The 26,115-nt window shown below is 64.8% G+C and carries 15 protein-coding genes; 9 read left to right on the top strand and 6 right to left on the bottom strand.

The window, feature by feature from the left end; translation table 11 throughout:
* Positions 1-63: 63 nt before the first annotated feature.
* The 3 genes from H290_RS0109370 to H290_RS0109360 all read left to right on the top strand — a co-directional run bounded on the left by H290_RS0109370 (position 64) and on the right by H290_RS0109360 (position 10,096).
* Positions 64-3,396, top strand: coding sequence for an arabinosyltransferase domain-containing protein (locus H290_RS0109370; RefSeq protein WP_020106539.1), 3,333 nt, complete (start codon positions 64-66; stop codon positions 3,394-3,396).
* Positions 3,397-3,474: 78 nt separating this feature from the next.
* A complete protein-coding gene (locus tag H290_RS0109365) occupies positions 3,475-6,810 on the top strand; it encodes an arabinosyltransferase domain-containing protein (RefSeq protein WP_081631540.1) in 3,336 nt (1,111 codons plus the stop codon).
* Positions 6,803-10,096 (top strand): arabinosyltransferase domain-containing protein, encoded by a 3,294-nt coding sequence (locus H290_RS0109360; protein WP_020106537.1) that lies wholly within the window; start codon positions 6,803-6,805, stop codon positions 10,094-10,096. Before H290_RS0109365 ends, H290_RS0109360 begins: the two co-directional genes overlap by 8 nt.
* A gap of 496 nt (positions 10,097-10,592) precedes the next feature.
* Here H290_RS0109360 and H290_RS0109350 read toward each other — a convergent pair whose 3' ends face one another.
* Both H290_RS0109350 and H290_RS0109345 read right to left on the bottom strand, forming a co-directional pair.
* A complete protein-coding gene (locus tag H290_RS0109350) occupies positions 10,593-12,890 on the bottom strand; it encodes a transketolase C-terminal domain-containing protein (protein ID WP_020106536.1) in 2,298 nt (765 codons plus the stop codon).
* A gap of 90 nt (positions 12,891-12,980) precedes the next feature.
* Positions 12,981-13,340 carry an Rv2640c family ArsR-like transcriptional regulator gene (locus H290_RS0109345; protein WP_020106535.1) on the bottom strand — a complete coding sequence of 120 codons (360 nt, stop codon included), beginning with the start codon at positions 13,338-13,340 and terminating at the stop codon, positions 12,981-12,983.
* A gap of 173 nt (positions 13,341-13,513) precedes the next feature.
* On the opposite strand from H290_RS0109345, the gene H290_RS0109340 reads away from it, so the two are divergent.
* From H290_RS0109340 to H290_RS0109325, 4 genes are read left to right on the top strand one after another with little or no spacing between them, the layout of a single operon-like run.
* Positions 13,514-14,116, top strand: coding sequence for a biotin transporter BioY (locus tag H290_RS0109340; RefSeq protein WP_020106534.1), 603 nt, complete (start codon positions 13,514-13,516; stop codon positions 14,114-14,116).
* Positions 14,116-14,796 (top strand): energy-coupling factor ABC transporter ATP-binding protein, encoded by a 681-nt coding sequence (locus H290_RS0109335; protein ID WP_020106533.1) that lies wholly within the window; start codon positions 14,116-14,118, stop codon positions 14,794-14,796. Before H290_RS0109340 ends, H290_RS0109335 begins: the two co-directional genes overlap by 1 nt.
* Entirely contained in the window at positions 14,793-15,401 is a 609-nt protein-coding gene (locus H290_RS0109330) for an energy-coupling factor transporter transmembrane protein EcfT (RefSeq protein WP_020106532.1), read from the top strand. Before H290_RS0109335 ends, H290_RS0109330 begins: the two co-directional genes overlap by 4 nt.
* Positions 15,394-16,059: a DNA alkylation repair protein gene (locus H290_RS0109325; protein ID WP_020106531.1), complete on the top strand. Its 666-nt coding sequence runs from the start codon at positions 15,394-15,396 to the stop codon at positions 16,057-16,059. Before H290_RS0109330 ends, H290_RS0109325 begins: the two co-directional genes overlap by 8 nt.
* Positions 16,060-16,062: 3 nt before the next feature.
* Here the strand turns inward: H290_RS0109325 and H290_RS0109320 are convergent, their stop codons facing one another.
* Positions 16,063-16,572, bottom strand: a complete 510-nt coding sequence (locus H290_RS0109320; RefSeq protein WP_036518532.1) for an alpha/beta hydrolase — start codon at positions 16,570-16,572, stop codon at positions 16,063-16,065.
* Positions 16,573-16,654: 82 nt separating this feature from the next.
* Here H290_RS0109320 and H290_RS0109315 point away from each other — a divergent pair, with 82 nt between their 5' ends.
* Positions 16,655-18,412 (top strand): HNH endonuclease signature motif containing protein, encoded by a 1,758-nt coding sequence (locus H290_RS0109315; protein ID WP_020106529.1) that lies wholly within the window; start codon positions 16,655-16,657, stop codon positions 18,410-18,412.
* Between the two features lie 82 nt (positions 18,413-18,494).
* Positions 18,495-18,872 (top strand): glyoxalase/bleomycin resistance/extradiol dioxygenase family protein, encoded by a 378-nt coding sequence (locus tag H290_RS0109310; protein ID WP_020106528.1) that lies wholly within the window; start codon positions 18,495-18,497, stop codon positions 18,870-18,872.
* A gap of 14 nt (positions 18,873-18,886) precedes the next feature.
* On the opposite strand, the gene H290_RS0109305 is transcribed toward H290_RS0109310, so the two are convergent.
* The 3 genes from H290_RS0109305 to pks13 all read right to left on the bottom strand — a co-directional run bounded on the left by H290_RS0109305 (position 18,887) and on the right by pks13 (position 26,057).
* The gene (locus H290_RS0109305; RefSeq protein WP_020106527.1) at positions 18,887-19,282 is read right to left on the bottom strand and encodes a DUF6632 domain-containing protein; all 396 of its coding nucleotides are present in this window, start codon (positions 19,280-19,282) and stop codon (positions 18,887-18,889) included.
* A gap of 83 nt (positions 19,283-19,365) precedes the next feature.
* Positions 19,366-20,916 carry an acyl-CoA carboxylase subunit beta gene (locus H290_RS0109300; protein ID WP_020106526.1) on the bottom strand — a complete coding sequence of 517 codons (1,551 nt, stop codon included), beginning with the start codon at positions 20,914-20,916 and terminating at the stop codon, positions 19,366-19,368.
* A complete protein-coding gene (pks13, locus tag H290_RS0109295; RefSeq protein WP_196809529.1) occupies positions 20,913-26,057 on the bottom strand; it encodes a polyketide synthase Pks13 in 5,145 nt (1,714 codons plus the stop codon). Before pks13 ends, H290_RS0109300 begins: the two co-directional genes overlap by 4 nt.
* Between the last annotated feature and the right edge of the window lie 58 nt (positions 26,058-26,115).

Here is a 26,115-nt window from a genome sequence, read left to right as displayed (position 1 = left end):
CGACCGCTGGTCAATCCGACACGCCCGCCGACCCCGGGCGACCGACCGATAGCATCTGACCTTGTGCCAGATGCCGCCGACATAGACAACACGCCGCAGTCTGTCGGCACCGTAAGCCGAGACCGGGTTCGCATCGCGAAGATCACCGCGATCATCACCGGTCTCGCCGGAATCTTCCTTGCGCTGCTCACACCGCTGCTCCCGGTCACCCAGACAACCGCCGACCTGAACTGGCCGCAGCAAAACAAGTTGCAGTCGGTCCTGGCTCCACTGATCTCCTACGTGCCGGTCGATCTCCAGATCTCGATTCCCTGCCCGGCCATCGACGACCTGACACAACAAGGTCAGACTGTCCTGGTCTCGACCCTCCCGAAGGAGGCCGAGAAGGCCGTCGCCCGGGGGCTGTTCATCCGTAAGGCGGGCCAGGCCACCGACGCCCTGGACCGGCAGGTCGTCGAAGTCGTGGTCCGCAACACCCCCGTCGCCTACGCGACCCTCGCCCAGATCCGGTCGCAGGATTGTCAGCGCATCGACGTCACCGCCACCTTCGAATCGGTGCGGGCCGAGTTCGTCGGCATGTCCGACAGCGAGGGTGAGCCGCTGATCGGGGAGATCACCAACGGCGACCAGCGCCCCCAACTCACCGGCATCTACACCGACCTCACCGGTTCCGCCGACACACTGCCTCAACTGACGGCGCACGCCACCATCGACGACCGCTACACCACGGCCCCCACGGTGCTGAAATGGATGGCCATCGCGATCGGTGTCGTGCTGACGGTGATCTCACTCGGCGCACTCGCCGTCCTCGACGGAACCGACGGCCGTAGACACCGGCGATTCCTGCCGCAGAACTGGTGGCGCTTCAATGCCCGCGACGCCGTGGTCATCGGCGGTTTGGTGATCTGGCACATAGTCGGTATCAACACCTCCGACGACGGCTACATCCTGACCATGTCGCGGGTCGCCGAACACGCCGGCTATACCGCCAACTACTACCGCTGGTACGGCGCACCCGAAGCCCCATTCGGCTGGTATTACCAGATCTTCGGCTGGCTCGCGCACGTCACCACCGCCAGCCCGTGGATGCGGATACCCGCATTGGTCTGCGGAATCCTGGTGTGGCTCATCATCTCTCACGAAGTGCTACCCCGGCTCGGACGCGCGGCCACCACCAATCGCATCGTCCCGTGGACCGCGGCGTTTGTGTTCATGGCGTCGTGGTTCCCGTTCAACAACGGTCTGCGCCCCGAGCCGATCATCTGCCTGGGGGCACTGCTCACCTGGTGTTCGGTGGAACGTGCCATCGCGACGGGACGAATACTGCCCGCCGCTGTGGCCTGCACCATCGGGGCATTCAGCCTCGCGGCCGGTCCGACCGGCCTGATGGCCGTGGCCGCGTTGATCGCCGGCGCCCGGCCCATGGTGATGGCCCTCATCAAGAGGGCCAAGGTGATCGGCGGAGGCCCTCGGAGCTACCTCGCGCTGCTGGCACCGGTGGGCGCGGCCGGGGTGTCGGTGATCTTCGTCGTGTTCTCGGATCTCACGTTGGCGGCCTTCACACAGTCGACCAGGATGAAGACCGCACTCGGTCCGTCGCTCAAGTGGTTCAACGAGTTCGATCGCTACACCGCACTGTTCGAATTCTCGGCCAACGGTTCGATCGGACGCCGATTCGCCGTGCTCGCGATGCTGGTCGGACTCGTGGTCTCGGGAGCGATGCTGATCCGCAAGAGCCGGATCCCCGGCACCGCACTCGGTCCGGCGCGGCGCATTGTCGGCATCACGTTCGCGTCACTGATCTTCCTGATGTTCACACCGACCAAATGGACACATCAGTTCGGCGTGTTCGCGGGCTTGGCCGCGGCGTTGGCTGCCATCGCTGCCATCGCCGTGAGCTCCGAGGCCATGCACGCAAGGCGCAACCGAATGCTGTTCATCGCGCTGGTCTTGTTCATCACGGGTCTGTCGTTCACTGCACCCAACGCCTCCTTCTACGTCTCCAATTGGGGTATGCCGTGGGGTGCACTGCCCGTCCGGATGGGCGTCGCGCTCGGCACCCTGCTGTTGTATCTGTGCGTGGTGGCACTCCTGGCCGCCTTCTGGTTCCACTTCCGGGAACCGTTCGAGCACTCGGCGACATCGAGCACCTCCGGGACCCCCAGACCCGGCCGACGCTGGGTGGGCACCCTGGCCGCCTCACCGCTCGCCGTTGCGGGCGTGTTCGTCGTCGTCTTCCTGCTGATCACATCCGTCGCCTCCGGAGTGAAACAGAGCGGGTCGTTCTCGATCCCGTCGTCGAACGTGGACGCATTGACCGGTGATATCTGCGCAATGGCCGACAAGGTCCTCGTCGAGCCAGATCCCACCGCGGATCTGCTCGAACCTGTCGACGGCAACATCGTCGGCGGTCTCGTCGGAACCCAAGCGCCGGGGGCGGTACCGCCGGCGACGTCCGGGTTCACGCCCAACGGCCTGCCGTTGACACTCAACTCGTCTGCCAGCGCCGCCAGCCTCGGGGTCCTCGGCGGCAATGTCGCGACATCGCCGGACGTCCTCAATTCCAACGCCGGTGGCACCGGCGGCGGCGAGGCCGACGTGACCGGTATCAACGGCAGCAACGCGAAGTTGCCGTTCGGGCTCGACGCGACAAAAACCCCGGTTCTCGGCAGCTATTCAGAGAACGATCAGTTCCCGTCGTACCTGACCTCGTCCTGGTACCGACTGCCCCCGCGCAGCCCCGATACCCCGCTGGTGACGATGGCAGTGGCCGGTGAGTTCGACATCGAGCACCTCACGATGGAGTACTCCACCGGTTCCGGCACCTCCGACGAGGACTTCGAGGTGGCCGGCGAGGTCGACATGATCGATCCGGGTCCGCGTCCGTCATGGCGTGATCTGCGCACCTACCGCAGTTCGTTCCCCGCCGAGGCCACGGCGATCCGGATCGTGGCCGAGGACGAGAACCTCGCGCAGGACAGCTTCATCGCCGTGACCCCGCCACGGACCCCGCATCTGCAGACTCTGCAGACCATGGTGGGCAGCACTGATCCGGTGCAGATCGACTGGACCAACGGCCTGGCCTTCCCTTGCCAGCGTCCGTTCGGCCACAAGTACGGCGTTGCGGAGATCCCGCAGTGGCGGATCGCACCGGGTGCCGATCTGTTGGCGGCTGTCGGCGCCTGGTCCGACGCATTCGGTGGCGGACCGCTGGGGTGGATCGAGGTCGCGCTGGACCAGACCACGGTGCCGTCGTACCTCGAGGGCGACATCGGCCGCGACTGGGGTTCGCTCGTGAAGTACCAGCCATACGGTGAACCCGCCGATGTGGCCGAGCTGGACCTGGGAACCGCAACGCGGTCGGGCCTGTGGAGTCCGGCACCGATTCGCCACTGAGACGGCCCGGACCGCCCGCTCGTTCGTTCGGGGCGGGCAGGTTCGGGCTCTCAGGTCGGTGCAATACCATCGTGACTCGTGCCTGTGTCCTCTCACCTCCCCAGTGCGGGGACAGTCCGCCTCGTCGCAATCGTTGCCGGTCTGGTGGGGATCGTGTTCTGTGCGATTACTCCTCTGCTGCCGGTCAAGCAGTCCACTGCCGCGATTGAATGGCCCACTGGCCAGCAACTTTCTTCCGAGACCGCATCGGTCACCGCGCCGCTGATCGCGCAAACGCCGAAGGCCTTCGATGCGACGATCCCCTGCTCCCTGATCGGGACACTTCCGGAGGACGGCGGACTGGTCCTGGCGACCATGCCGCCGGGGGCCGAGCGCTACAACCAGAACGCGCTTGTGGTCAACGCATCGGCCAATGGCGTGACGGTGGTGTTCCGCAACGAGCTGGCGACATCCGCGACGCGCACCGCCATCGACACGCCGCAGTGCCGCGAACTCCACGTCTGGTCGACACCGAGTGGTGCCGGCGCCGAGTTCGTCGGGCTCGGCCCCGCCGGTCTGCTCGGCATCGACTCGCGGCCGCAGTTCGACGGGGTCTTCACCGCCCTGTCCACGTCCGACGTCGAAGCGGCTGCCGCACAGGGCCTTTCGGTGACCACGACCGTCGACACCCGCTTCGACAACTCGCCGACCGCGATCAAGTCCCTCGTCGTGATCCTCGGTGCGATCGCCATCGTGGTCTCCCTTGTCTGCCTGGTGTTGCTCGATCGCATCGACGGCTACCACCGCAACCTCGGGAAACGTTCCTGGAAGCGACTGTTTCGCCCCCGCGCCAGTGACATCGCGGTCACCGCGGTCCTGGTGATCTGGCATTTCCTCGGCGCCGGAACAGCCGACGACGGCTACATCCTCAACATGGGCCGGGTGTCGGAATCTGCCGGATACCTCGCCAACTACTACCGCTTCTACGGGATCGCCGAGGCACCGTTCGACTGGTACTACTCCTTCCTCGCAGCCTGGTCGGAGGTGTCGACGTCCGGTCTGTGGATGCGGATCCCGTCCCTGCTGGCCGGTCTCGCGTCCTGGTTCATCCTCTCGCGGGTGCTGCTGCCACGACTGGGTGCCGGGGTGCGCCGCAGCGGCTGGGCCGTCTGGGCCGCGGCCGGCGTGTTCACCGCGTTCTGGATGCCCTTCGCGAGCGGTCTGCGCAGCGAGTCGATCATCATCCTCGGTTCATTGCTCACCTGGTGGGCCGTCGAACACGCCATCGCCACCCGCCGGTTGTTCCCCGCCGCGGTGGCCGCGATGGTTGCCGGCCTGACTCTGGCAGTGGCGCCGCAGGGTGTCATCGCGATCGCCGTCCTCATCGTCGGCGCCCGTCCGATGCTGAGAATCGTCATCGAGCGCAGTCGCGAATCCTCAACCACAACCCGCGGCCGGTGGGTGAACCTGGCCGCACTCGCGGCACCGTCGGCTGCCGCCGCCTCCCTCGTCGTGTTGGTCGTCTTCCGCGACCAGACCTTGGCAACCGTCTTCGACGCGATCCGGACCCGCTACGTCGTCGGACCAACGATTTCGTGGTGGCAGGAGTATCTGCGCTACTACTTCCTCACCGTCACCACCCCGGACGGCGCGCTGACCCGACGGATTCCGGTGCTCCTGCTGCTGGCCTCGGTGTTCGTGACACTGGCGGTGATGTTGCGCCGCAGCAAGATCCGGGCCGTCGATCCCGGGCCGGTGTGGCGCCTCCTCGGCGCCACCCTGATCACGCTGCTCCTGCTGATGTTCACCCCGACCAAGTGGACGATCCACTTCGGCATCTTTGCCGGGTTCGCCGCCGCGCTGGCGGCCACCGCGACCATCGCCGTCGCGCAGTCGGCCGCCCGATCCACCCGAAATCTCTCGGTGTTCATCGCCGGGCTGATGTTCGCCCTGGCCGCCGCCATGGCCGGCGACAACGCCTGGCCGTACGCCTACGACTTCGGGATCTCCTGGTTCGACAAGGCGCCCGTCCTGGCCGGTCGTGAGGTCTCCACGATCTTCCTGATCCTTGCCGTTGTCGCCGGCGCCGTCGCCATCTGGCAGCACCTGCGCCTCGACTTCGTACAGAACAAGGGACTCGTCCACACCGGCGGCGACGACGACGAAAAGGCAAACAAGGCCGATCGCCGCCGACTCAACGTGGCGTCGTCCCCCATCGCGCTGGTCGCCGGATTCATGGTGATCTGCATGCTGGCGGTCTTCGCGAAGGCCGCGCTCGCCCGGTACCCGTCGTACACCGTCCTCGAGGCAAACCTCGACACCCTGCGAGGCAACAGTTGCGCGATGGCCGACGCCGTACTGGTCGAGCAGGACCCCAATCAGGGCATGCTGACGCCGGCAGGCGATGTCTCGGTCTCCGATGCCCTCGCCGGCGAGAAGCCGGTCGGGTTCTCACCGGATGGCGTGCCCGAGAGCCTCACCCCCGAGGCCGAATCCGCCCGTCCCGGACAGATGAACGTCTCGGCGAGCTCCAACAAGCCGTTTGTGGTCGCCGGATCGGGCGCCGGTATCGCCGGTGGATACGGGCCGGAGACGGTCAACGGCTCGACCGTCGCCCTCCCGTTCGGGCTGGACCCGGACACCACGCCGGTGCTCGGTAGCTACGGCTACAACTCGGGTGAGGCCACGCTGACGACCGGCTGGTACGAACTACCGGCCCGTGACAGTTCTCCGATCCTAGCGTTCAGCGCTGCCGGACCTGTCCTGAGTCTGAACGAAGAGGGCGTGATGACCTTCGGGCAACAACTGCTGATCCAGTTCGGCATCGCCGAAGCGGATGGCACGTTCACCGATGTCGGTGCGCAGATCCGCCCCATCGACCCCGGTCCGGACAAGCCCAACCGGTCGTGGCGCAACCTGGTGATCCCGATGGACCAGGTACCCACCCAGGCGACCGGGATGCGGATCATCGCGAAGGACAACAACGTCAACCTGAAACAGTGGTTGGCGATCACCCCGCCGCGGGCACCGCAGCTGAAGACGTTGCAAGAGGTCGTCGGCTCGCAGGCTCCCACCTTGATCGACTTCAGCGTGGCGAGCCAGTTCCCGTGCCAGCGTCCGTTCGCCATCACGAACGGTGTCGCGGAGATCCCCGAGTGGCGCATCCTGCCGGACCGCACCACGGCCGCCTCGCAGTCGAAGACCTGGCAGGCAGCCGAGGACGGCGGCGTGCTCGGCGTGAGTGAATCCGTCACCAGCGCCAATACCGTCGCGACCTACCTGGACGACGACTGGTACCGCTCCTGGGGGTCGCTGGAAGTCCTGACCCCGCTGGTGCCCGACGCTCCGGAAGCAAACATCACCACCGGTACCGAAACCAAATGGGGCTGGTCGCGGACCGGTCCGCTGAGAGTGGTGCCGCAAGAAAATGAGTGAAAAGGCGAGCATCATCAGTAAAAACGGGTCAGTGAGCAGGTTTGCCGGCCCCGGCTACCGGAACGTCAAGACAATTGCCGTGGTCGCCGGCGTCATCGGTTTCCTCCTCGCCTGCCTCAGTCCGCTGATGCCGGTGAAACAGACCACCGCGCAACTCAACTGGCCGCAGGACAACCAGGTCGTCAATGTCGCGGCACCACTGGTGTCGTTTGTGCCGACCGACGTGCGGGTGTCCATCCCCTGTGCGACGGCCGCAGAACTCCCGTCCCGTGGCGGCGTCTTGCTCTCGACGCTGCCGGCCGGTGGGCAGGACGCGACGTCACGAGGCCTGTTCATCCGCGCCACCTCCGACAGCATCACCGTCACCGATCGTGACGTGGTGGTGCTGACCGCGGATCGTGCTGTGGCCCAGGCAAATCCCGATTGCCGGATCACGTTCATCGCCGACGGCGAGCGAGCCCACGGCGAAATCGTGAACGGCGGCACCGAGGGTCAGCTCACGTTCGACGTTCCGGACCCGAACCTGCGTCCGCAGATCGTCGGTGTGTTCACCGAATTGCCCGAGGGCGCATCGCCTGAAGGCATGGCGTTCTCGGCCACCATCGACACCCGGTTCGTCACCACACCGACCAACCTGAAGTTCGCGGCGATGGTCATCGGCATCGTGATGACGATCGTGTCCCTGATCGCACTGGCACTGCTCGATGCGCGCGACGGTCGTGGGCACCACCGGTTCCTCCCGGCACGATGGTGGACGATCCGGATCTCGGATGTGGTCGTGTTCGTGGTCCTGGGCCTGTGGTGGCTGATGGGTTCCAACACGTCCGACGACGGTTACAACTTCACCGTCGGGCGCATCGCCTCCAAAGCCGGATACGTCGACAACTACTACCGCTATTACGGTGTGCCGCAAGATCCTTTCGGGTGGCACTACCAGGTGATCTCGGCCATGACCCACGTGAGCCTGTCGGCTCCGTGGATGCGCCTGCCCGCCTTCCTGCTCGGACTGCTCGGGTGGTGGTTGATCTCCCGCGAGGTGATCCCGCGTCTGGGCCGCACCGTCCGGAATTCGACCCCGGCACTGTGGTCGGCCCTGTTCGTGTTCCTCGCGATCTGGATGCCGTTCAACAACGGTCTGCGCCCCGAACCCGCACTGGCGGTCGGCGCGCTGCTGACCTGGTGCTCGGTGGACCGCTCCATCGCGACCGGCCGATTACTGCCGCTGGCGATCGCCACGATCATCGCGTCGTTCACACTCGCGCTGGCGCCCGGTGGACTGATGGCCGTGGCCCTGCTGCTCGCCGGTATCCGGCCGTTGTTGCGCCGCATCATGGCCCGACGCGGCCGTGACGGACTGCTACCGCTCCTGATGCCGATCCTGGCAGCCGGTACCGCGGTGCTGTACAACATCTTTGCCGACCAGACCCTGGCCACGATCCAGACGTCGTCGAAGGTTGCGTCCGAGGTCGGACCGACGCTCGAGTGGTGGCAGGAACCGGTTCGGTACTACTACCTGATGCTGCCGACCGCAGACGGCACGCTGACGCGTCGCTTCGGCATCCTGATGGCATTCCTGTGCCTGATGGTCGTTCTGCTGATGCTGCTGCGGCGACGGACACCGATGGGTATCCCGAAGGGTCCCACCTGGCGTCTGGTGGCCGGTGTCTTCGGCTTCATCTTCTTCCTCGCCTTCACACCCACCAAGTGGACCCATCACCTCGGGGTCTACGCGGGTATCGGCGCCGCCCTCGCTGCGGCCGCCGGCGCGATGATGGCTCCGGCGATCTTGCGGCGCAGGCGAAATCGCACGTTCTTCGCGGCCGCTGTGCTCTATGTGACGGCGCTGTCGTTCGCCGGTACCAACGGCTGGTGGTTCGTGGCGAGCTATGGCATCCCGTGGTGGGATCAGCCTCCGGCCATCGCCGGGATCAAGGTCACCTGGATCATCCTGGCGATCGCTGTCGCCACCACACTTGTTGGTTTGTATCAGCACTTCCGGGACGACTACGTCGGTGCCGAACAGCGCACCGAGGGCTCGCGGTTCTGGCACAAGTTCGCGTTCTCCCCCATGCCCGTCATCTCCGGGCTGATGGTGCTGTTCATGCTGCTGTCGTTCGCCAAGGCCGCCTATGAACAGCGGGACAGTTGGTCCTGGCTCAACTCCAACGTCGCGGCACTGCAGGGTGACACCTGCGCATTGGCCAATGACGTTCTCGTGGAACCGGATCCGAACACCGGACTGCTGCAGCCGGCAACGGTCGAGGGTCAGGTCGATCTGACCCCGGGCGAAGCACTCGCCGGCAACGAAATGACCGGATTCACTCCGAACGGTGTGCCCAACGACCTGTCCGTGGACGCGACGGAATCCACCGAGGCCACCACCGCGCAGAACACCGCGCAAACCGCCGCCGGTTCCGACGAGACCGACGACACCGAAGAGACCGGAACCGGTGGCGGCCAGGGAGCTCTGGGTGTGAACGGCTCGACCGTGCGTCTGCCGTTCGGCCTCGACCCGGCCAAGACTCCGGTGCTCGGCAGCTATGGTTCGGCCGGCGGTTCGGCCACCTCGGCCTGGTACCAGATGCCCGACGCGAATGCGGCTGCCCCGCTGCTGACGATCTCTGCCTCCGGGCGCATCCAAGCGGTCGACGGTGACGGAATCCCGCAGCCGGGCCAGAAACTCGTTGTGGAATTCGGCCGCCCCGGTCCGGGCAATACCGTTGAGCCACTGGGTCAGTTGAGCCCGATCGACATCGGTGAACCGCCGATCTGGCGGAACCTGCGGTTCCCGCTCAGCGATGCCCCCGACGGGGCCTCGGTGGTGCGCGTGATCGCGACGGACACCGCCGGTGCGCCAGACCAGTGGCTCGCGTTCACACCCCCGCGCATCACGAAGATGAAAACGCTCAACGACCTTGTCGGCCAAGAAGATCCGGTCATGATCGACTGGCTTCCGGCACTGGTGTTCCCATGCCAGCAGCCGATGGCCGTGAAGTACGGCGTGATCGAGGTGCCCAAGTGGCGGATTCTGCCGGACGCGCAGGCGACCCGTCAGAACTCGCAGACGTGGATGTCCGGCGACGCCGGTGGACCGCTCGGTATCACCCAGGCGATGTTGCGGCCCACCATCGTTCCGTCGTATCTGCGGAACGACTGGGGCCGGGATTGGGGCTCACTGCAGCAGTTCACCGACATCACCGAGGCGAAGACGGCCGAACTCGAGATCGGATCGACAACGCATTCAGGGTTGTACGATCCGGCCCCGATGCGCGGCGCCCGCTACTGAGTCAGGTCGCCCCTCCCCACCCCGAGACTCTTCGACCGGCCGACGGCCGACCGCGAAGTACACGATCGGGCCAGATGGCTGTATGACAAAGGACACCAGCCAGCCCACCTTTGGTCCGCGTACCTGCGAGGTCGGCCGCCGGGCGAGGTCTCTCAGCGCAAGGGCGGTAATCACCACTTCGGCAGCACCGCCGACACCGATCGCCAGCTGCTGACCAGTCGATAAATCGCTCCAGCGCTTCTTTGCCATGTGTGGCAGTTTAGTCTTGGTGTCGAGCTCGGTGCCGCTCGATCGGTTGGTCGGCCGATGAGCACGCTCGACGGTGATTTCGGCACGGTGGGCGGTCATTTCGGCACGCTCGGCGGTTCTCGTTACCGTCGAGCGTGCCGTCGTTACCGTCGAGCGTGCCGTCGTTACCATCGAGTGTGCCAAAGTTGCAGGTTTGTCGGTGATTTCGGCACGCTGGACGGCGATTTGGGCACGGTCGGCGGAATGGTTATTGGGTCAGGTCGAGGGCCGCGCGGACGATACCGTCCGTGTCGATGCCGTGGTAGAGGTAGACGTCGTCGAGGGTGCCAACCTGGCCGAATCGGCTGACGCCGAGGGAGATTCCGCGGACCTGGTTGATGGTCTGCAGGAACGCCAGGGTGTGTGGGTGTCCGTCGAGGACCGACACGATCGGAGCGGCGCGCTGGGCCGGGAACACCTGGTCGAGGATCCAGGTCGGTGCGTCACCGTGGCCGCGGCGGGCCTGTAGCGCCTCGAAGAGCAGCCCTGGACTGGTCACGCACACCACCTCGGCAGCGATCCCCTGGTCGGCGAGTCGCTCTGCGGCCGTGAGTGTTTCGGTGAGCATGGCGCCCATGGCCACCAGGGTCACCTGCGCATTCGTTGCGGACCGGACCGTGTACGCGCCGGCCACCACCTGCCGGCGACGACGTTCCCGGGCGGCCGGATCGGTCGGCACCGCTGCCAGCCGTTGATCCACCGGGCGAGTCGACAGCCGAAGGTACGACGAACTGCCGCCGGACCGGCCCAGACGACCGATGCAGGACAACAGGATCCACTCCACATCGATCGCAAACGCGGGCTCATAGCTGATGCAGCCCGGCTGCTCCAATCCGATCGACGGTGTCGTGATCGACTGGTGCGCACCACCTTCGGCCGCGAGGGTGACGCCCGAAGGCGTACCCACCAGGATCGACTGTCCGCCGGCGTAGATTCCGTACGACCACGGTTCGAGAGCGCGTTCCACGAACGGGTCGTACATCACGCCGATCGGGAAGAGCGGCTCGCCCCACCGACTCCAGGTGGCACCGAGTTCACCCATCAGACCAACGAGATTCGTCTCGGCGATGCCGAGCTCCATGTGCTGACCGGTCGGGCGTTCCCGCCAGTGCATGATCGTCTCGGAGTCGTCGTCGAACCAGTTCCTGCGTTCCCCCGGGGACCACACGCCGACCTTGTTGAGCCATCCCGCGAGATTTGTGGTGGAACTGACATCGGGGCTCACCGTCACCACACGTTGTGCGGCGTCAGGGGATTCACGACTGAGGTCGAGAAGCGTGCGACCGAGCGCGGCCTGGGTGGTCGACGTGCCCGACGGCGTCCGCCCGAAGTCGGCGGGCACCGCCGGCGGCAGTTTCTCGACAGTATCGTCGCGGTGCAGCGCAGCGGCGGTCTGTGCGCACAGCAGGCCCGCAGCAGTGTTCTCGCCGAACCGGGCCCACGGGTTGGCCGGGTCCATGCCCAGACCGGCACCGAACTCTTCGTATTGCGGCACGGTCAGCAGCGATGAGTGGTTCTGCGGATGACCTTCGGTCGGCAGCGCATGGCCCTTGATCGTGTACGCGAGGATGATCGTCGGCCGGGTGTCGTCGATCGTGCTGTACGCCTTGCGCAATGCGTCGAGATCGTGGCCACCGAGGTTCCGGATCGCCCGGGTCAGGGTGCCATCGTCGAGTCCGGCGATGAGCTCGGCCACCGCGTCTGCGCCGGGGCCGTCACCGGGCAGGCGGGTGCGGAGTTCGTCGGCCTGGCAGCGCAGCAATCGCTGATACTCGGGGTTCGGCATCTGCAGGATGCGATATCGCAGCGGCTGCCCGCCGGGACGCAGGAACAGTTCCTCGAGCAACGCGCCGAACTTCACGGTGATGACCTGCCAACCGGCCGCACCGAACATCTTCTCCAGGCGGTCGGCGGCGATGTTCGGGACAACCCGGTCCAGCGACTGGCGATTCAGGTCGACGATCCACACGACTTCACCGAGTTCGGCAACCGACGAATCGAGGATCGCCTCCCACACGGCGCCTTCGTCGAGTTCGGCGTCGCCGACCAGCGAGTACTGCCTGCCTGCGCCGGCACCGCCGAATGTGGTCTCCACATAGCGCCTGGCCACTGCACCCCAGATGGGTGCGGTGGCGCCGATGCCGACCGATCCGGTCGAATAGTCCACCGGATCAGGGTCTTTCGTGCGACTCGGGTAGCTCTGCAGGCCGCCGAACTCTCGCAATCGGGTCAGGTACGACTCATCGAGTTCGCCGAGCAGGTAGTTGATCGCGTGCAGAACCGGCGACGCATGCGGTTTGACCGCGACCCGATCTCCGGGACGCAGCTGGTCGAACCAGAGCGCTGTCATGATCGACACCATCGACGCGCACGAGGCCTGGTGGCCACCGACCTTCAGCCCAGTCGCATTCGGCCGGACCCGGTTGGCGTGGTGAATCATCGACGTCGCGAGCCAGAGCACACGCTGCTCGATGTCCGCCAGAGGTCCGAGGTCCCGCTCGTCCATCAGTCGCTCTCCTACCCATCAGACGTAGGTTGACTGCATCACGCATGAACTTTCTGCGCAACGAATCTGTTGATTCGTGTGCCACGGACGTCAGCAACAGCAGTCGGGGTCGAGCACGCCGCGCAGGGCGTTCAGCGCATCCGGATGCGCGGAATGGAAGACATTCATGCCGCGGCGCGATGAGGTGAGCATGCCCGCCTTCCTGAGTTGGCCGAGGTGGTGGCTGACCGTGGCCTCCGACAAGGTCAACAGCGTGGCCAGGTCGGACGTGCATGCCTCCGCCGTGTCAGCGGTCAGCAGGATCGACATCAACTTGATCCGGACCGGGTCTGCCAGGGCTTTGAGTCGCAGCGCGATCTCCAGGGCATCGTCGTCGGTCAGTGGCGCCGCGGACATCGGGGCACAGCAGATCGGTGAAGTGATGTCGATGACGGGTAGCGCCTTGGGCATGCCCCAGGATAGCCAAGATTCGTGACTTATGTCTAAAAGGTGACGGTGCGGAAACCACCACCCCGTCGATCCGTAGAATTACCACGGAAATCGCATCCATTCGGAGCTGACGTACCCGGATGCAGCATCCGAGTCCCACAGCACGAGGTATCACCGTGACATCAGAATTGACCATGCCCACCGAGGGGCGGACGCGCAAGACCGCTGTCGGCCTGACCATGCGCGACCTCGCCCAATCAGCTGTTTTTGCGGCACTCATCGCAGCGCTGGGTCTTCCCGGAACGATCACGGTCGGCAGCAGCGGTGTCCCGATCACCCTCCAGACGCTCGGCGTGATGCTCGCCGGCGCCATCCTCGGCTGGCGCAAGGGCGCGCTCGCGGTGCTGATCTTCAGCACACTGGCGATCTGCGGATTGCCGATCCTGGCCGGCGGTCGCACCGGACTCGTCTCGCTCACCTCCCCCACGGCCGGATTCTTCATCGGCTGGCTCCCCGCGGTCATCGTCATCGGCCTCGGAACTGCCCTGATGATGCCGAAGTACCGGGTCATCCCGGGGTTTGTCATCAATGTCATCGGTGGACTCGGTGTCATCTACCTCTTCGGCACGATCGGACTGATGGTCCGCGCCGACATGACGTGGTGGGCAGCACTGAGCACCAACGGCATCTATGTCACCGGCGACCTCGTCAAAGCCGCCGCCGCCGCAGTCGTCGCCCGGCAGGTTCATCGCGGATATCCCGGGCTGATCACCCCGCTGCGTGTGAAGCGACGGTGATGTCGGGAGTCACCTTCCGAGGCGTAAGCCACGCTTACGCAGATCGAGCAGTACTACGCGACGTCGATCTCGAACTGACCGAGCGGCGGATCGGGATCGTCGGGTCCAACGGCAGCGGGAAATCGACGCTCGCCCGGATGATCAACGGGCTCGTCCTCCCCGACAGCGGCGCGGTCGAGGTCAACGGTCTCGACACCCGGCGCAAAACCCGCGCCATCCGCAAAGAGGTCGGATTCGTCTTCACCGACCCGGACCGCCAGATCATCATGCCGACCGTCGGCGAAGACGTGGCGCTGTCCCTGTCGCGGGGCAAGCTGTCGAAGTCCGAGGTCGCCGGTCGGGTTGCTGAGATCCTCGCTCGATTCGGGCTCGCCGGGCACGCCGATCATCCCGCACAGAAGCTCTCCGGCGGTCAGAAACAGTTGTTGGCGCTCGCGTCGATACTGGTCACCGAACCGTCGATCATCGTGGCCGATGAGCCCACCACGCTCCTCGACCTCCGAAACAGTGCGATGATCCGCGGCGTCTTCGCCGACCTGCCGCAGCAGCTGATCGTGGTGAGTCACGACCTCGAATTGGTCTCTGATTTCGACCGCGTGATCGTGATCGACGACGGCGGTGTTGTCGCCGACGGGCCTCCCGGAGAAGCCCTTCCGCGCTATCGAACGCTGATGGCATGAGTGACGCACTAGGCGTCTACCAACCCGGGAACTCGCCGATCCACCGTCTCCCCGCGGGATTCAAACTGGTTGCCCTCGCTGTTGTGGTGATCGCGATGACCGCGCTGATCGACACCCCGGAGCGACTGCCGGTCGGCATCATCGGTGTTGTCGCGGTGTTTGTCCTCGCCCGGTTGCCGATACGGGTTGTGCTCGCGTCGCTGCGGCCATTGTTCTGGGTTGTGTTGATGATCTTCGGTTTTCAGGTCATCTTCGCCAGCTGGGAGCGGGCGCTGGTGGTCTGCGGTGTCATGATCCTGTCGGTTGCTCTCGCCGTCGCGGTCTCACTGACGACCCGCACCATGGACATGCTGGCCGCGTTGACCCGCATGTTCACTCCGCTCCAGAGATTCGGCTTCCGCCCCGATCGAATGGCTCTGGTTCTGGCCCTTGCCATTCGCGCGATCCCACTCGTGGTCGAACTCGTCACCCAGGTCGACGAGGCCCGTCGCGCCCGCGGACTGAAGTTCATGCCGCATAGACTTGCCGTACCGGTGGTCCTGGGCTCTCTACACATCGCCGACCATTTCGCCGACGCGTTGTCTGCAAGGGGACTCGATGACTGACACGACACTGCCCGAGGTGATGGCCGAACTGGCTGCTCTGGAGAATCCGAAGATGCGGGCGGTGAACGAACGGCACGGGGACGACCACGGGGTACCCCTGAGCAAACTGCGTGCGATCGCCAAGCGGCTGAAGACACAACACGAGTTCGCCGGCGAACTCTGGAAGACCGATGACACGGCGGCGAGGCTGCTCGCGCTCCTGATCTGCCGCCCACGCGAGTTCACCGCCCAACAGCTCGACCAAATGCTGCGCGAAGCGCGGGCATCCAAAGTGCATGACTGGCTGCTGAACTACGTGGTGAAGAAGAATCCGAACGCCGAGGAGCTACGCCTCGCCTGGTTCGACGACCCCGATCCCGTTGTCGCAAGCGCAGGTTGGGCTCTCACCACCGATCGCGTCGGGAAAAGCCCGGACGGCCTTGATCTCTCGGGGCTGCTCGGGCAGATCGAGGCGGAGATGAAGGACGCACCGGACCGCAAGCAGTGGGCGATGAACGAGTGCCTGGCGCGGATCGGGATCACCCAACCCGAGTACCGCGCCCGCGCGATCGACATCGGTGAGCGGCTCGAGGTCCTCAAGGACTACCCGACGCCCCCGAACTGCACCTCTCCATTCGCACCGATTTGGATAGCCGAGATCGTGCGCCGCCAAGGTTGAGGTTCACCGGTCGCGAATTGCGTCCACGGCGATCGTGTCCACCAATCCATTGAACTGGTGACCACCGGACGGATGCTCATGCACCCGGGCCGAGGGCAGTCGCGCCGAGTTCAACGCGAGATGGGCGATCGGGACCACCTCGTCGTCACGACAGTGGTGCAACGACAACGACTGGACCGGCTCGCGACCATCGAACGCGTACTCCTCGATGTCCCAACCCTGCGGACTCCAGTCCGGCATCGCCAGCAGCACCGCCCGCGACGGGACCGGCCGCGCTTCCTCCGCCAATACCCTGAGCAGCACCGACGCACCGAAGGAATGTGCGATCAGCAGATCGGCCGCACCCATCGCAGCCACCATGTGCCGCACCGGGACAGCCCAGGCCTCGAACGACATATCGTCTTCGGGGATGTGTGGCATGTCGACCGCGGCACCGACCGCAACACCGAGACCGTCCGCCAGTTCCCGATCGTCGAAGTATCCGCCTGCCCCGTGGATGAACCGAAGCCACATGGTCCCCAGGCTAGGCCGGTAGTGGTCAGCCAACAACGGTGACTTGTCGGAGTTGTCGTAGGCCCGTGGCATAGTCGCATACATGTTCGAAGATCGGATCGACGAAGCATTCGCGGCGCTGGGGGTGGCGTCGCCGTCACTGCTGCGTACGGACGAGTTGACCGGTTCGTTGCAGATGGTGTCGCGCGCGAAAGGCTTTGCCGCGTGGGCGGAATACGCAACGGTGGCAGAAATGCATCGCCAACTTGCGGCACCATCGAGCGAGACAGATCTCCTGCAACTCGACGGATGGGCTCAGTGCTCGGCGCGCATCGGCGCGGCCCTCAATGTGACACCGGGTGCCGCCGACAGCATCATGCGGCGGGGAATTGCGTTGCGGGACCGTCTACCTCACGTGAATGACGCCCTCAAGGCCGGCCGGGTGTCACCACACCACATCCCCGACATCGTCTCGCGTACTGAACTTGTGGATGGCATGCCGTGGTCGGATTCCGTTGATGGGGAGATCGCCGAGATGCTATGGCGAGATGGCTCCTGGTCCTTCGACCGGATGCGAAACATGGTCGACCAGATCGTGTTCCGGCATGACCCCGAAGGTGTTCGAGAACGCCGAGCCCGAGCAAGAGAAGGTCGAAACTTCAAGCGATATCCCACCGAGGACGGGATGGCCGACATCTTCGCTTCGATGACAGCCGAGAACGCGCTCCTGCTCGACAAACGGGTCCAGGAACTGGCGGCCCGCGTCTGCAAGGACGATCCCCGTACCACCCCACAACGACTTTCGGATGCGTTGTTCTGCGCCACCATGGATGTCCAGTTCATCTGCGAATGCGGCAACTCCGAAGGTTGTGAGTTCGCACGCGTCGACGATGTCGATGACAGCAATTCCGGCCACAACTTCGTGATACACGTGGTGATGGACCAAGCAACAGCCGAAGGGAAATCAGCCAACCCAGGATTCGTGGACGGGCACGGCGTCATCTCAGGTGAACACGCACTCGAACTCGCACAGCGAAGCGATGCACGGGTGCGCCCTGTTGGTGGAGATCTATCCAAACCGTCTGCAACACAAACTGATCGCGGAGATCTCGACTACGAGCAGCGACTGTCGACATGGAAACGTCTGATCACAGCCAAGCGCGACGCGAAGGAGCCCGCTCCCGATCAAGATGACAGGTCCGACGAGTCCGATCAGTCCGAGGGCCCGATCAAGGCAGAATGCCAAGCACCGCCGCCATCCGATCCCGGCCCGGCTACAGGTCACGGTCATGAGGGTCACGAGCATTCCCGGCCCCCGAGGTGGGTTCGCCGCGGCCAGACGAGGCCGCTTCCCAAAACCCAACGGGCAAATCCTTATAGACCATCCACAGCACTGGCTGTGATCATCCGGATCCGCGATGGATACTGCGTGTTTCCGGGCTGCGGGCGTCCGGCGTGGAAATCTGAGCTCGACCACACCGAGGAGTACAACCACGACGATCCGGCCACCGGCGGTCAAACCTCCGCAGAAGGCATCAAATGCCTCTGCAAGTTCCACCACCTGCTCAAGTCCTTCGGCGATTGGATCGACATCCAAGAAGTCGATGAAAACGGCCGCATCCGAATAACATTCATCAGCCCGGAGGGAGTTCGATTCCACGGGCCGGCCTGGACCGGCGAGGATCTTTTCCCCGAAGTGACCAACTATCGATGGCAGTCCACGGCATCACCACCGAACAACCGTCCCACCATGCCCAATCGGCCCCGAACCCGACTGGCGGACAAACACGCCCGCCGACGGGCCGAACGAGCAAGAAACCTCAGACGAAATCAAGCCGCAACCGATTCAGGATTCGGGTAACGAACCGCGGGCCACCGCGATCCACCGTCCAATAGCATTGGGCACCGGACACGTTTCTAGATCCACACGCGAAAGGTTCACCGTGAAGATCACCGGCACCGCCCTGTCCCTGAACGTCGACGACGTCACCGCCTCGGCATCATTCGCCCAGAATCACTTCGGGTTCACCGAGACAATGGCGGCCGAGGGCTTCATCTCACTCACCCACCCGGACGCCGGCATCAACGTGATTTTTCTGCGTACCGGGCTCGAGACCTTCAAGCCCGCATCCATCGCCGGATCAGCGGGTCAGGGCCTGCTCATCGTATTTGTGGTCGACGACATCGACGCCGAGTTCGCGCGGATCGCCGCCGAGGGCGCGCACGTCATCACTCCGCCCGAGACCGAGCCATGGGGTGAGCGCTACTGCCAGTTCGCCGACCCCAACGGAATCGTGTGGCAACTCGTGCAATGGGTGTGAACGGTAGACGCCGGTCACTCTGATCTGGAGATGCCGGATACCGGCACGAGGACCGACAGCACGACAGCCACCAGGAGCAGCGCCGCGACATCTCCCCACAGATGCCCCAGATGATGGCCGCTGCCAAAGGATTGCACCGTCATGATCGCAGCGTGGACAACACTCGAGCACACGGTGAACCAGATCAGACTGATGTTGGCCTCGGGACGCCGCGCCGCGTTCCAGAGGAAAGCGCCCAACGTCGCATATAGGCCGACGATCATCATGAAGTAGTCGGAGTCATACGGGGCACCGTGATGCCACGCCCAACCCGACGGCCACACCACAGCCAGTGGATAGAGCAGAAGCATCACCGTGCCGAAGACAACCAGTGCGATCTGCAGCAGTTTGTAACCGGATGAGGATGCCATTGCGCACTCCACGAAAGTCGGTAGGGCGATCGTGGAAGATCACAATACGCGGCAAACCGTCTACGCAGCCGCGGTTCGAAACGTCAGATCGGCATCAGGAAGTGCTTGCGCGGGGTGCGGAGAACCTGCTTGTCCTTCAGCTGAGCCAACGCTCGCCGCAGTTCCAGCCGGGTGTTCGCCGGCTCGATGACGGCATCGATGTATCCGCGTTCGGCTGCCAGGTACGGTGTGGCCATCGCGGTGTTGTAGAAGTCGATGAAGTCTTTGCGGATCTTCGCAGCGTCTTCCGGGGTGGCGTTCTCGGTCTGCTTGCGGGTCAGGACCGCCGCCGCCGACTCCGCACCCATCACCGCGATCTTGGCCGTCGGCCAGGCGAAGTTGAGGTCGGCACCGAGCTGCTTGCTGCCCATCACCGCGTACGCGCCGCCGTAGGCCTTGCGAAGGACCACGGTGATCTTCGGGACGTCGGCCTCGACATAGGCGTAGAGGAAGCGACCCGACCGGCGGATCGTGCCCTTACGCTCCTCTTCGAGCCCCGGCAGGATGCCCGGTGTATCCACCAGGAAGATGAGCGGGATGTTGTAGGCGTTGCAGATACGCACGAACCGCGCGGCCTTCTCGGACGAATCCGTATCGAGCACACCGGACAACACGTTGGGCTGGTTGGCGACAACACCCACCGACGTGCCGTCGATCCGCGCGAAACCGGTGACGATGTTGGCCGCGAACAGCTCGCCGACCTCGTGGAACGCACCGTCGTCGAACACCCGGATGATGATGTCGCGGATGTCGTAACCGGCGTTGTCACTGTCGGGCAGGAAGCTGTTGAGCGACAGGTCGCTCTCGGTGACCTCGGGTTCGAGGCCCGGGTTGATGATCGGTGCCCGCTCGTAGCAGGTCGACGGCATGTACTCGAGGTACTCACGGACCCAGTCGAAGGCGGCCTTCTCGTCGTCGGCCAGGTGATGAATGTTGCCCCAGGCCGCCTGGTTGTACGAACCACCGAGGTCTTCGGCTGAAACATCCTCGCCGGTCACCTGTTTCAGCACATCGGGCCCGGTGACGAACATGTAGCTCTGGTCCTTGACGCCCACGAGGATGTCGGTGTTGGCGGGGCTGTACACCGCACCACCGGCGCACTTGCCGAGGATCACGGAAACCTGCGGGGCCATACCCGACAGCAGGTCGCTACGGCGACCCATCTCGGCGTACCAGGCCAACGACGTGACCGCGTCCTGGATCCGGGCACCGGCCGAGTCGTTGATACCGACCATCGGGCAACCGATCTTGGCCGCCCACTCCATGATCGCCGCGACCTTGCGACCGAACATCTCGCCGACCGTGCCGCCGAAGACGGTCTGATCGTGCGAAAAGGCTGCCACCGGACGGCCATTGACCATTCCGTGGCCGGTGACGACACCGTCGCCGTAACCGCTTTCCGCAGCACCCGGCATCTTGGCCAGCTGACCGATCTCCACAAATGTGCCCGGATCGAACAGCATGTTCAACCGCTCTCGCGGCGATCCGATGCCCTTCTCCGCTCGCTTGGCGACAGCTCGCTGCCCACCGGGTTCCTTTGCCGCCTCGAGCTTCTCGCGAAGTTCTTTGAGTTTGCCGGCGGTGGTGTCAGTCACTGAAGGTCACTTCCTGCGAGCCCATCCAACCGGGTGGTCAGATCGGCACCGATAATTCCGATGTAGGGCTCATCGACGATCGAGAGATGGTCGCCGCCGACGTGAACGATGTCGAGGTCGTCGACGACCTCACCCCATCGACCGTCTTCGTCGATATGTGCCCACTGCGGCTCGAGTTCGATTGCACCCTCGTGCATCCGGTCGGCACGGTAGAGCACAACCTTGCCGTCGAACCGCGTCGGCTCCACGGTCGTCAGAGCACGGTTGTCGAGGAAGCTGGTGCGCTGGTGCTCGATGATGCCACCGGGGATCTTGGCGTCACTCATCGCCAGCATCTCCATGATGATGCGGAACTGGCCCTCGTCGTCGGCATCCACCAAGCGGTCCATCGGCAGCGGCGCATCGTCGAGACCGTATGTGCGCTTGGCGAAGTCGTAGTAGCGCTCCAACCGTGCGCGCTTGGCTTCCGGCGTATCGAGGATCGGCTCGGACGGGCGGACCACGTCGATCAGACCCACAAAGGCAACCTCGTCGCCCTGTTCGGTCAGCATCTGCGCGCAGCCGTAGGCGAGCGCACCACCGAGCGACCAGCCGACCAGGGTGTACGGACCTTCCGGCTGAACCTCTTTGAGCTTCGGGTAGTACTGCTTCACGCGCTCTTCGATGCTGCCCTCGACACGATCGAATCCGATCACCGGCACATCGTCGGGAAGCTTCTTGAGCAGCTGCTCGTACGCCGAGGTCGAACCACCCGCCGGGTGGAACACCAGAACAGGCTTGCGGTCGGTCTTCTCCGGTGTCCGCAGGTAGCGGACGAATCCGTCGACGAGACCACCTTCGAGGTGCTCACGCACGTAGTTCGACATCGTCTCGATGTTGTCGGAGTCGATGACATCCTCGACATCGAGCTCTCCGCCGGCCCGCTCGGACAGACGCGCGGTCAGCTTCTCCGCGGTCTCCTCGTCGAGCACGGGCAGCGAATTGAAGATGCCGCCGGCAGACTTTCCGGTCACCACCGCCCACACACCAAACGTCAACCGCTCGGCGGCATCTCGCGGCGGCACATCGGCACCGGCAGCGGCTGCGACGTCGGCCTGACTCTTCAGATTCGCCGGTGCGGCAGCGGCAGCAGCTACGGGAGCGGCGGCTTCTGCAGGAGCAGCAGGTTCGACCTTCGTCTCCGTGGCGACCTCGACCGGAGCGACCTCTGGTTCCGGCTGGGGCGCAGTCTCGGCCGGAGTCGCAGTCGTGTCGGCGTTGATGAGCTCGGCCAGTGCAGCAGTGTCGATCTCGCCCTGCCCTTCGGCCTGGTCAGCAAGTGCCTGCACCTCATCGCGGTGCTCCACCGCGTACGTGACGAACTTGACCACATCTTGCAGGTTGGCCTCACGCATCGCCTGCAGCTGCAACTGCGGGATGTCGAACTCCCACTCGGCCCGGTTCTTGATGCGCATGGCCATCAGCGAATCGAGTCCGAGCTCGATCAGCGGGATCTCCCGCGGCAGGTCCTCGGCTTCGTAGCCCATGGACTCGGCGACGATCTGTGCCAGTCGATCATCAATGCTCTCACCGGAATTCGGATCCCAGCGGGCACCGATCTCGTCGCTGACCTCCGGGTCGGTGATGACGGTGTTGTCGACGAATCCCGAGTTCTGCGCCGCTTCCGCGGCCGGAGTCAAGATCGGCGCGGCAACCGGCACTCCGCCGGCCGTCACCACTGCGTCGAGCAGCAACCGGAACGACGTGGCTTCGGCGCCGTGCACCTGCACACCGGCGCCGCCGGGATGAGGCGTGAGCGTGGTCGTCAACGTGCTCGCGCCGACTGCCTCGCCATAAGGCACGACGGCGGTGATCGCGACGTCCGAAAGCACCTGCTCGGCAGCTGCTTTCACCAGTTCGGTCAGATCGGTTGCGGCCGAGGCAGTCACCTGCCACACGTGGCGACCATCGGGCAGTGCAACGTGCGAGCCCGGGATACGTCCATCACCGGATCCACCGGAGATCGATGCGGTCAGCCAGTACGGCTTGCGTTCGAAACGGGTCCGCGGGATCGCGGCGAAATCGCCTTGTCCGAACAGTGTTCCGACATCCATCGAATGTCCGTGGACGTAGAGCTTCATCAACGCATTGATCACGCCGTAGCTCTCGTCTTCCTTGCGTCGCAAGGTTTCGATGAGTTCGGCGTCGTGGATACCGGCACCGAAGGTCACTGCAGCGACCGAGATCAGCACAGCCGGGTTCGGCGACAACTCCACAAATGTGGTGTGCCCGTTCTCGACGGCCTTCGACACGGCCTGGGAGAACCAGACGCTGTGCCGCAGTCCCTTGGTCCAGTACTCGACCGCGTGCACCGGATCGCTTCCGGGGCGGTAGTACTCTTCGCGATCGACCGAGCTGTAGAAGCCGATCTTCGGCCGCAACGGCTCGATACCGGTGAGCTCGTAGGCGAGTTCACCCAGGAGGGGGTCGGTCTGCGACGTGTGGCTGGCGCCCTTGGTCGCCAGCTTGCGGCCGAGTTTGCCTTCACTCTCGGCGCGCGCCACGATCGCGTCGACCTGGGGCTCGGGGCCGCCGATCACCGTGTGCGTGGGCGCGGCATAGACGCAGATCTCGAGATCGGGGTAGTCGACGAGCACTCCGGCGATGTCGTCGGAGCTGTACTCCACGAGGGCCATCAACCTGATGTTGTCACCGGTCAACGTCGCCTCGGCCTCACCCATCAGGCGTGAACGCTGACAGATGACACGGACCGCATCACCGAGCGACAGACCGCCGGTGATGTAGGCGCCCGCGGCCTCACCCATCGAATGTCCAACCACCACACCGGCATCGGCGCCATGGTGGCGCAGCAGCTCGGCCAGGCCGACCTGGATGGTGAAGATACCGACCTGAGAGGTCTCGATCTCGTAGGTGACCGAATCGTCGAGGAACTGCTCGACAATCGAGTAGCCGAGTTCGTCTTCGATCAGCTTGTCGACCTTGTCGACCGCCGCGGCGAAGATCGGGTTCTCGGTGTAGAGCTGCTTGGCCATCTTCCGGTGCTGCGACCCGAAGCCGGACAGCAGCCAGACCGCCGACGCGGCATCCGGTGTGTCGGAGGTGTAGACGATCGGCGAGTTCTTGTTGTCGGCGATCGCACGCATGCCTTTGAGCGCATCTTCGTGACTGCGCGCCATCACCACGGAACGGGTACGGCCGTGGTTGCGATGCGCCAGCGCGCGGCCGATGTCGACCAGCGGCGTCGCCTTGGCCTCATCGGTCTCGAGCCAGTCGGCCAGATCCGCGGCAGCCTTGCGGCGACGCGACGGCACAAATCCTGAGACAACAAGCGGGACAACCGAACCCTCGACCGCACACGGGGCGAAACCCTGCGTCGGATCGACGTCGGCTGCTGCGGTCTCCGCGACCTTCGGGGCAGCAGCCAACTGACCGAGCGCAGCACGCTCGGCCTCGGTCAGGAACTCCTCCTCGTCGTCATCGTCGAGGAAATCATCGACAACCGCCTGTGCGACAACAGGTTCGGTGTCATCGGCAACGGGCTCGGCCAGGTCTTCGGGAGTCACCTCACGGATCACCACGTGCGCGTTGGTGCCACCGAAGCCGAAGCCGGAGACACCGGCGACCGCATGACCCGAGTAACGCGGCCAGTCGGTGGCCTCGGGGATCACATTGAGGTGCAACGCATCGAACTGGATGTACGGGTTGGGACCGACATAGTTCAGCGATGGCGGCAACTTGTTCTCCCCCAAGGCCAGAACGACCTTGATGAGACCGGCAGCACCGGCAGCGGCCTCGAGGTGACCGAAGTTGGTCTTCGCCGAACCCAGCAGCGCGGGCTTGTCGGCGTCGCGCCCACGCCCGACGACACGTCCGAGCGCATCGGCCTCGATCGGATCACCGAGAATCGTTCCGGTGCCGTGGGCTTCGATGTAATCGACGTCGCGAGGGTTGATGGCCGCGTCGGTGTACGCGCTGCGCAGCACCTCGACCTGGGCCTCGGGATTGGGAGCCGGAAGTCCGTTGGAACGCCCGTCGGAGTTGACTGCCGAACCCGCGACCACGGCCAGCACCTTGTCGCCGTCACGGCGCGCATCCGAGAGGCGTTTGAGGACAAGGAGTCCACCACCCTCGGCCCGGATCATTCCGTCGGCATCAGACGAGAAGGCCTTGATCCGGCCATCTTTCGACTGCACACCGATCGAATCGAAGCCGAGTGTCGCAGCCGGGGTGATGAGCATGTTCACGCCACCGGCCAGCGCCACGTCCGACTCGCCGGTACGCAGGCTGCGGACGGCCTGGTGAACCGCCACCAGCGACGACGAGCAGGCGGTGTCGAGTGCGATCGACGGCCCCCGGAAATCGAAGTAGTACGAAACACGGCCGGCCACAATGGAAGTGGACGTTCCGGTGAGTGCGTACGCGGCGGTCTCCCCTGATCCTTCAGGATCGGAGACCGCAAGCATCTGATAATCGTTGGTCGAACTGCCGATGAAGACACCGACCTGACCACCCTTGAGATCGCTGGCCGGGATGTGCGCGTGCTCGAGCGCCTCCCACGTCAGTTCCAGCGCCAGGCGCTGCTGCGGATCGACCATCTCGACCTCACGCGGCGACATCTGGAAGAAGTCGGCGTCGAAGCCCTTGACGTCGTCGAGGTAGCCACCGTTGAGGTTGGCCTCCGCCAGGATCTTGGCGATCCGGGGTTCGGACTTGAACTCGGTCCAACGATCGGCGGGCAGATCACTGATGCCATCGCCGCCGTTGATCAGCAGATCCCACGTCGACTCTGGTGTGTGTCCGGCCTTCGGGAAACGTGTCGACACACCGACGATCGCGATGTCGTCCTCGGCACCGCGCACACGCTGATAACGCTCGGCATCGTCATCGTCCTCGCGGCCCTCATCGGGATCACCCTCGATGATGCGCTTCGCCAACGACGCGATGGTCGGATGCTGGTAGGCCACCGTGGCCGTCAGGATCACCCCGGTCTTGTCCTCGATGTCACCGGACAACGCCACGGCGTCACGGGACGACAGCCCGAACTCTTCCATCGGCCGGTCGTCCGACACCTGATCGAGCGGCAGACCCGTGGTCTCCGAGACCCAGCCACGCAGCCACTCACGCAGCTCCGAGACCGTCATGTCCCCGGCCTTCTCATCGGCAGTCGACGCCACATCAGGGGTCGAGCTCCGCTCCGCT

The organism is Nocardia sp. 348MFTsu5.1 (genome assembly GCF_000383535.1).
GTDB classification, from domain to species: domain Bacteria; phylum Actinomycetota; class Actinomycetes; order Mycobacteriales; family Mycobacteriaceae; genus Williamsia; species Williamsia faeni.
This window is presented reverse-complemented; position numbering and strand designations above follow the sequence as displayed.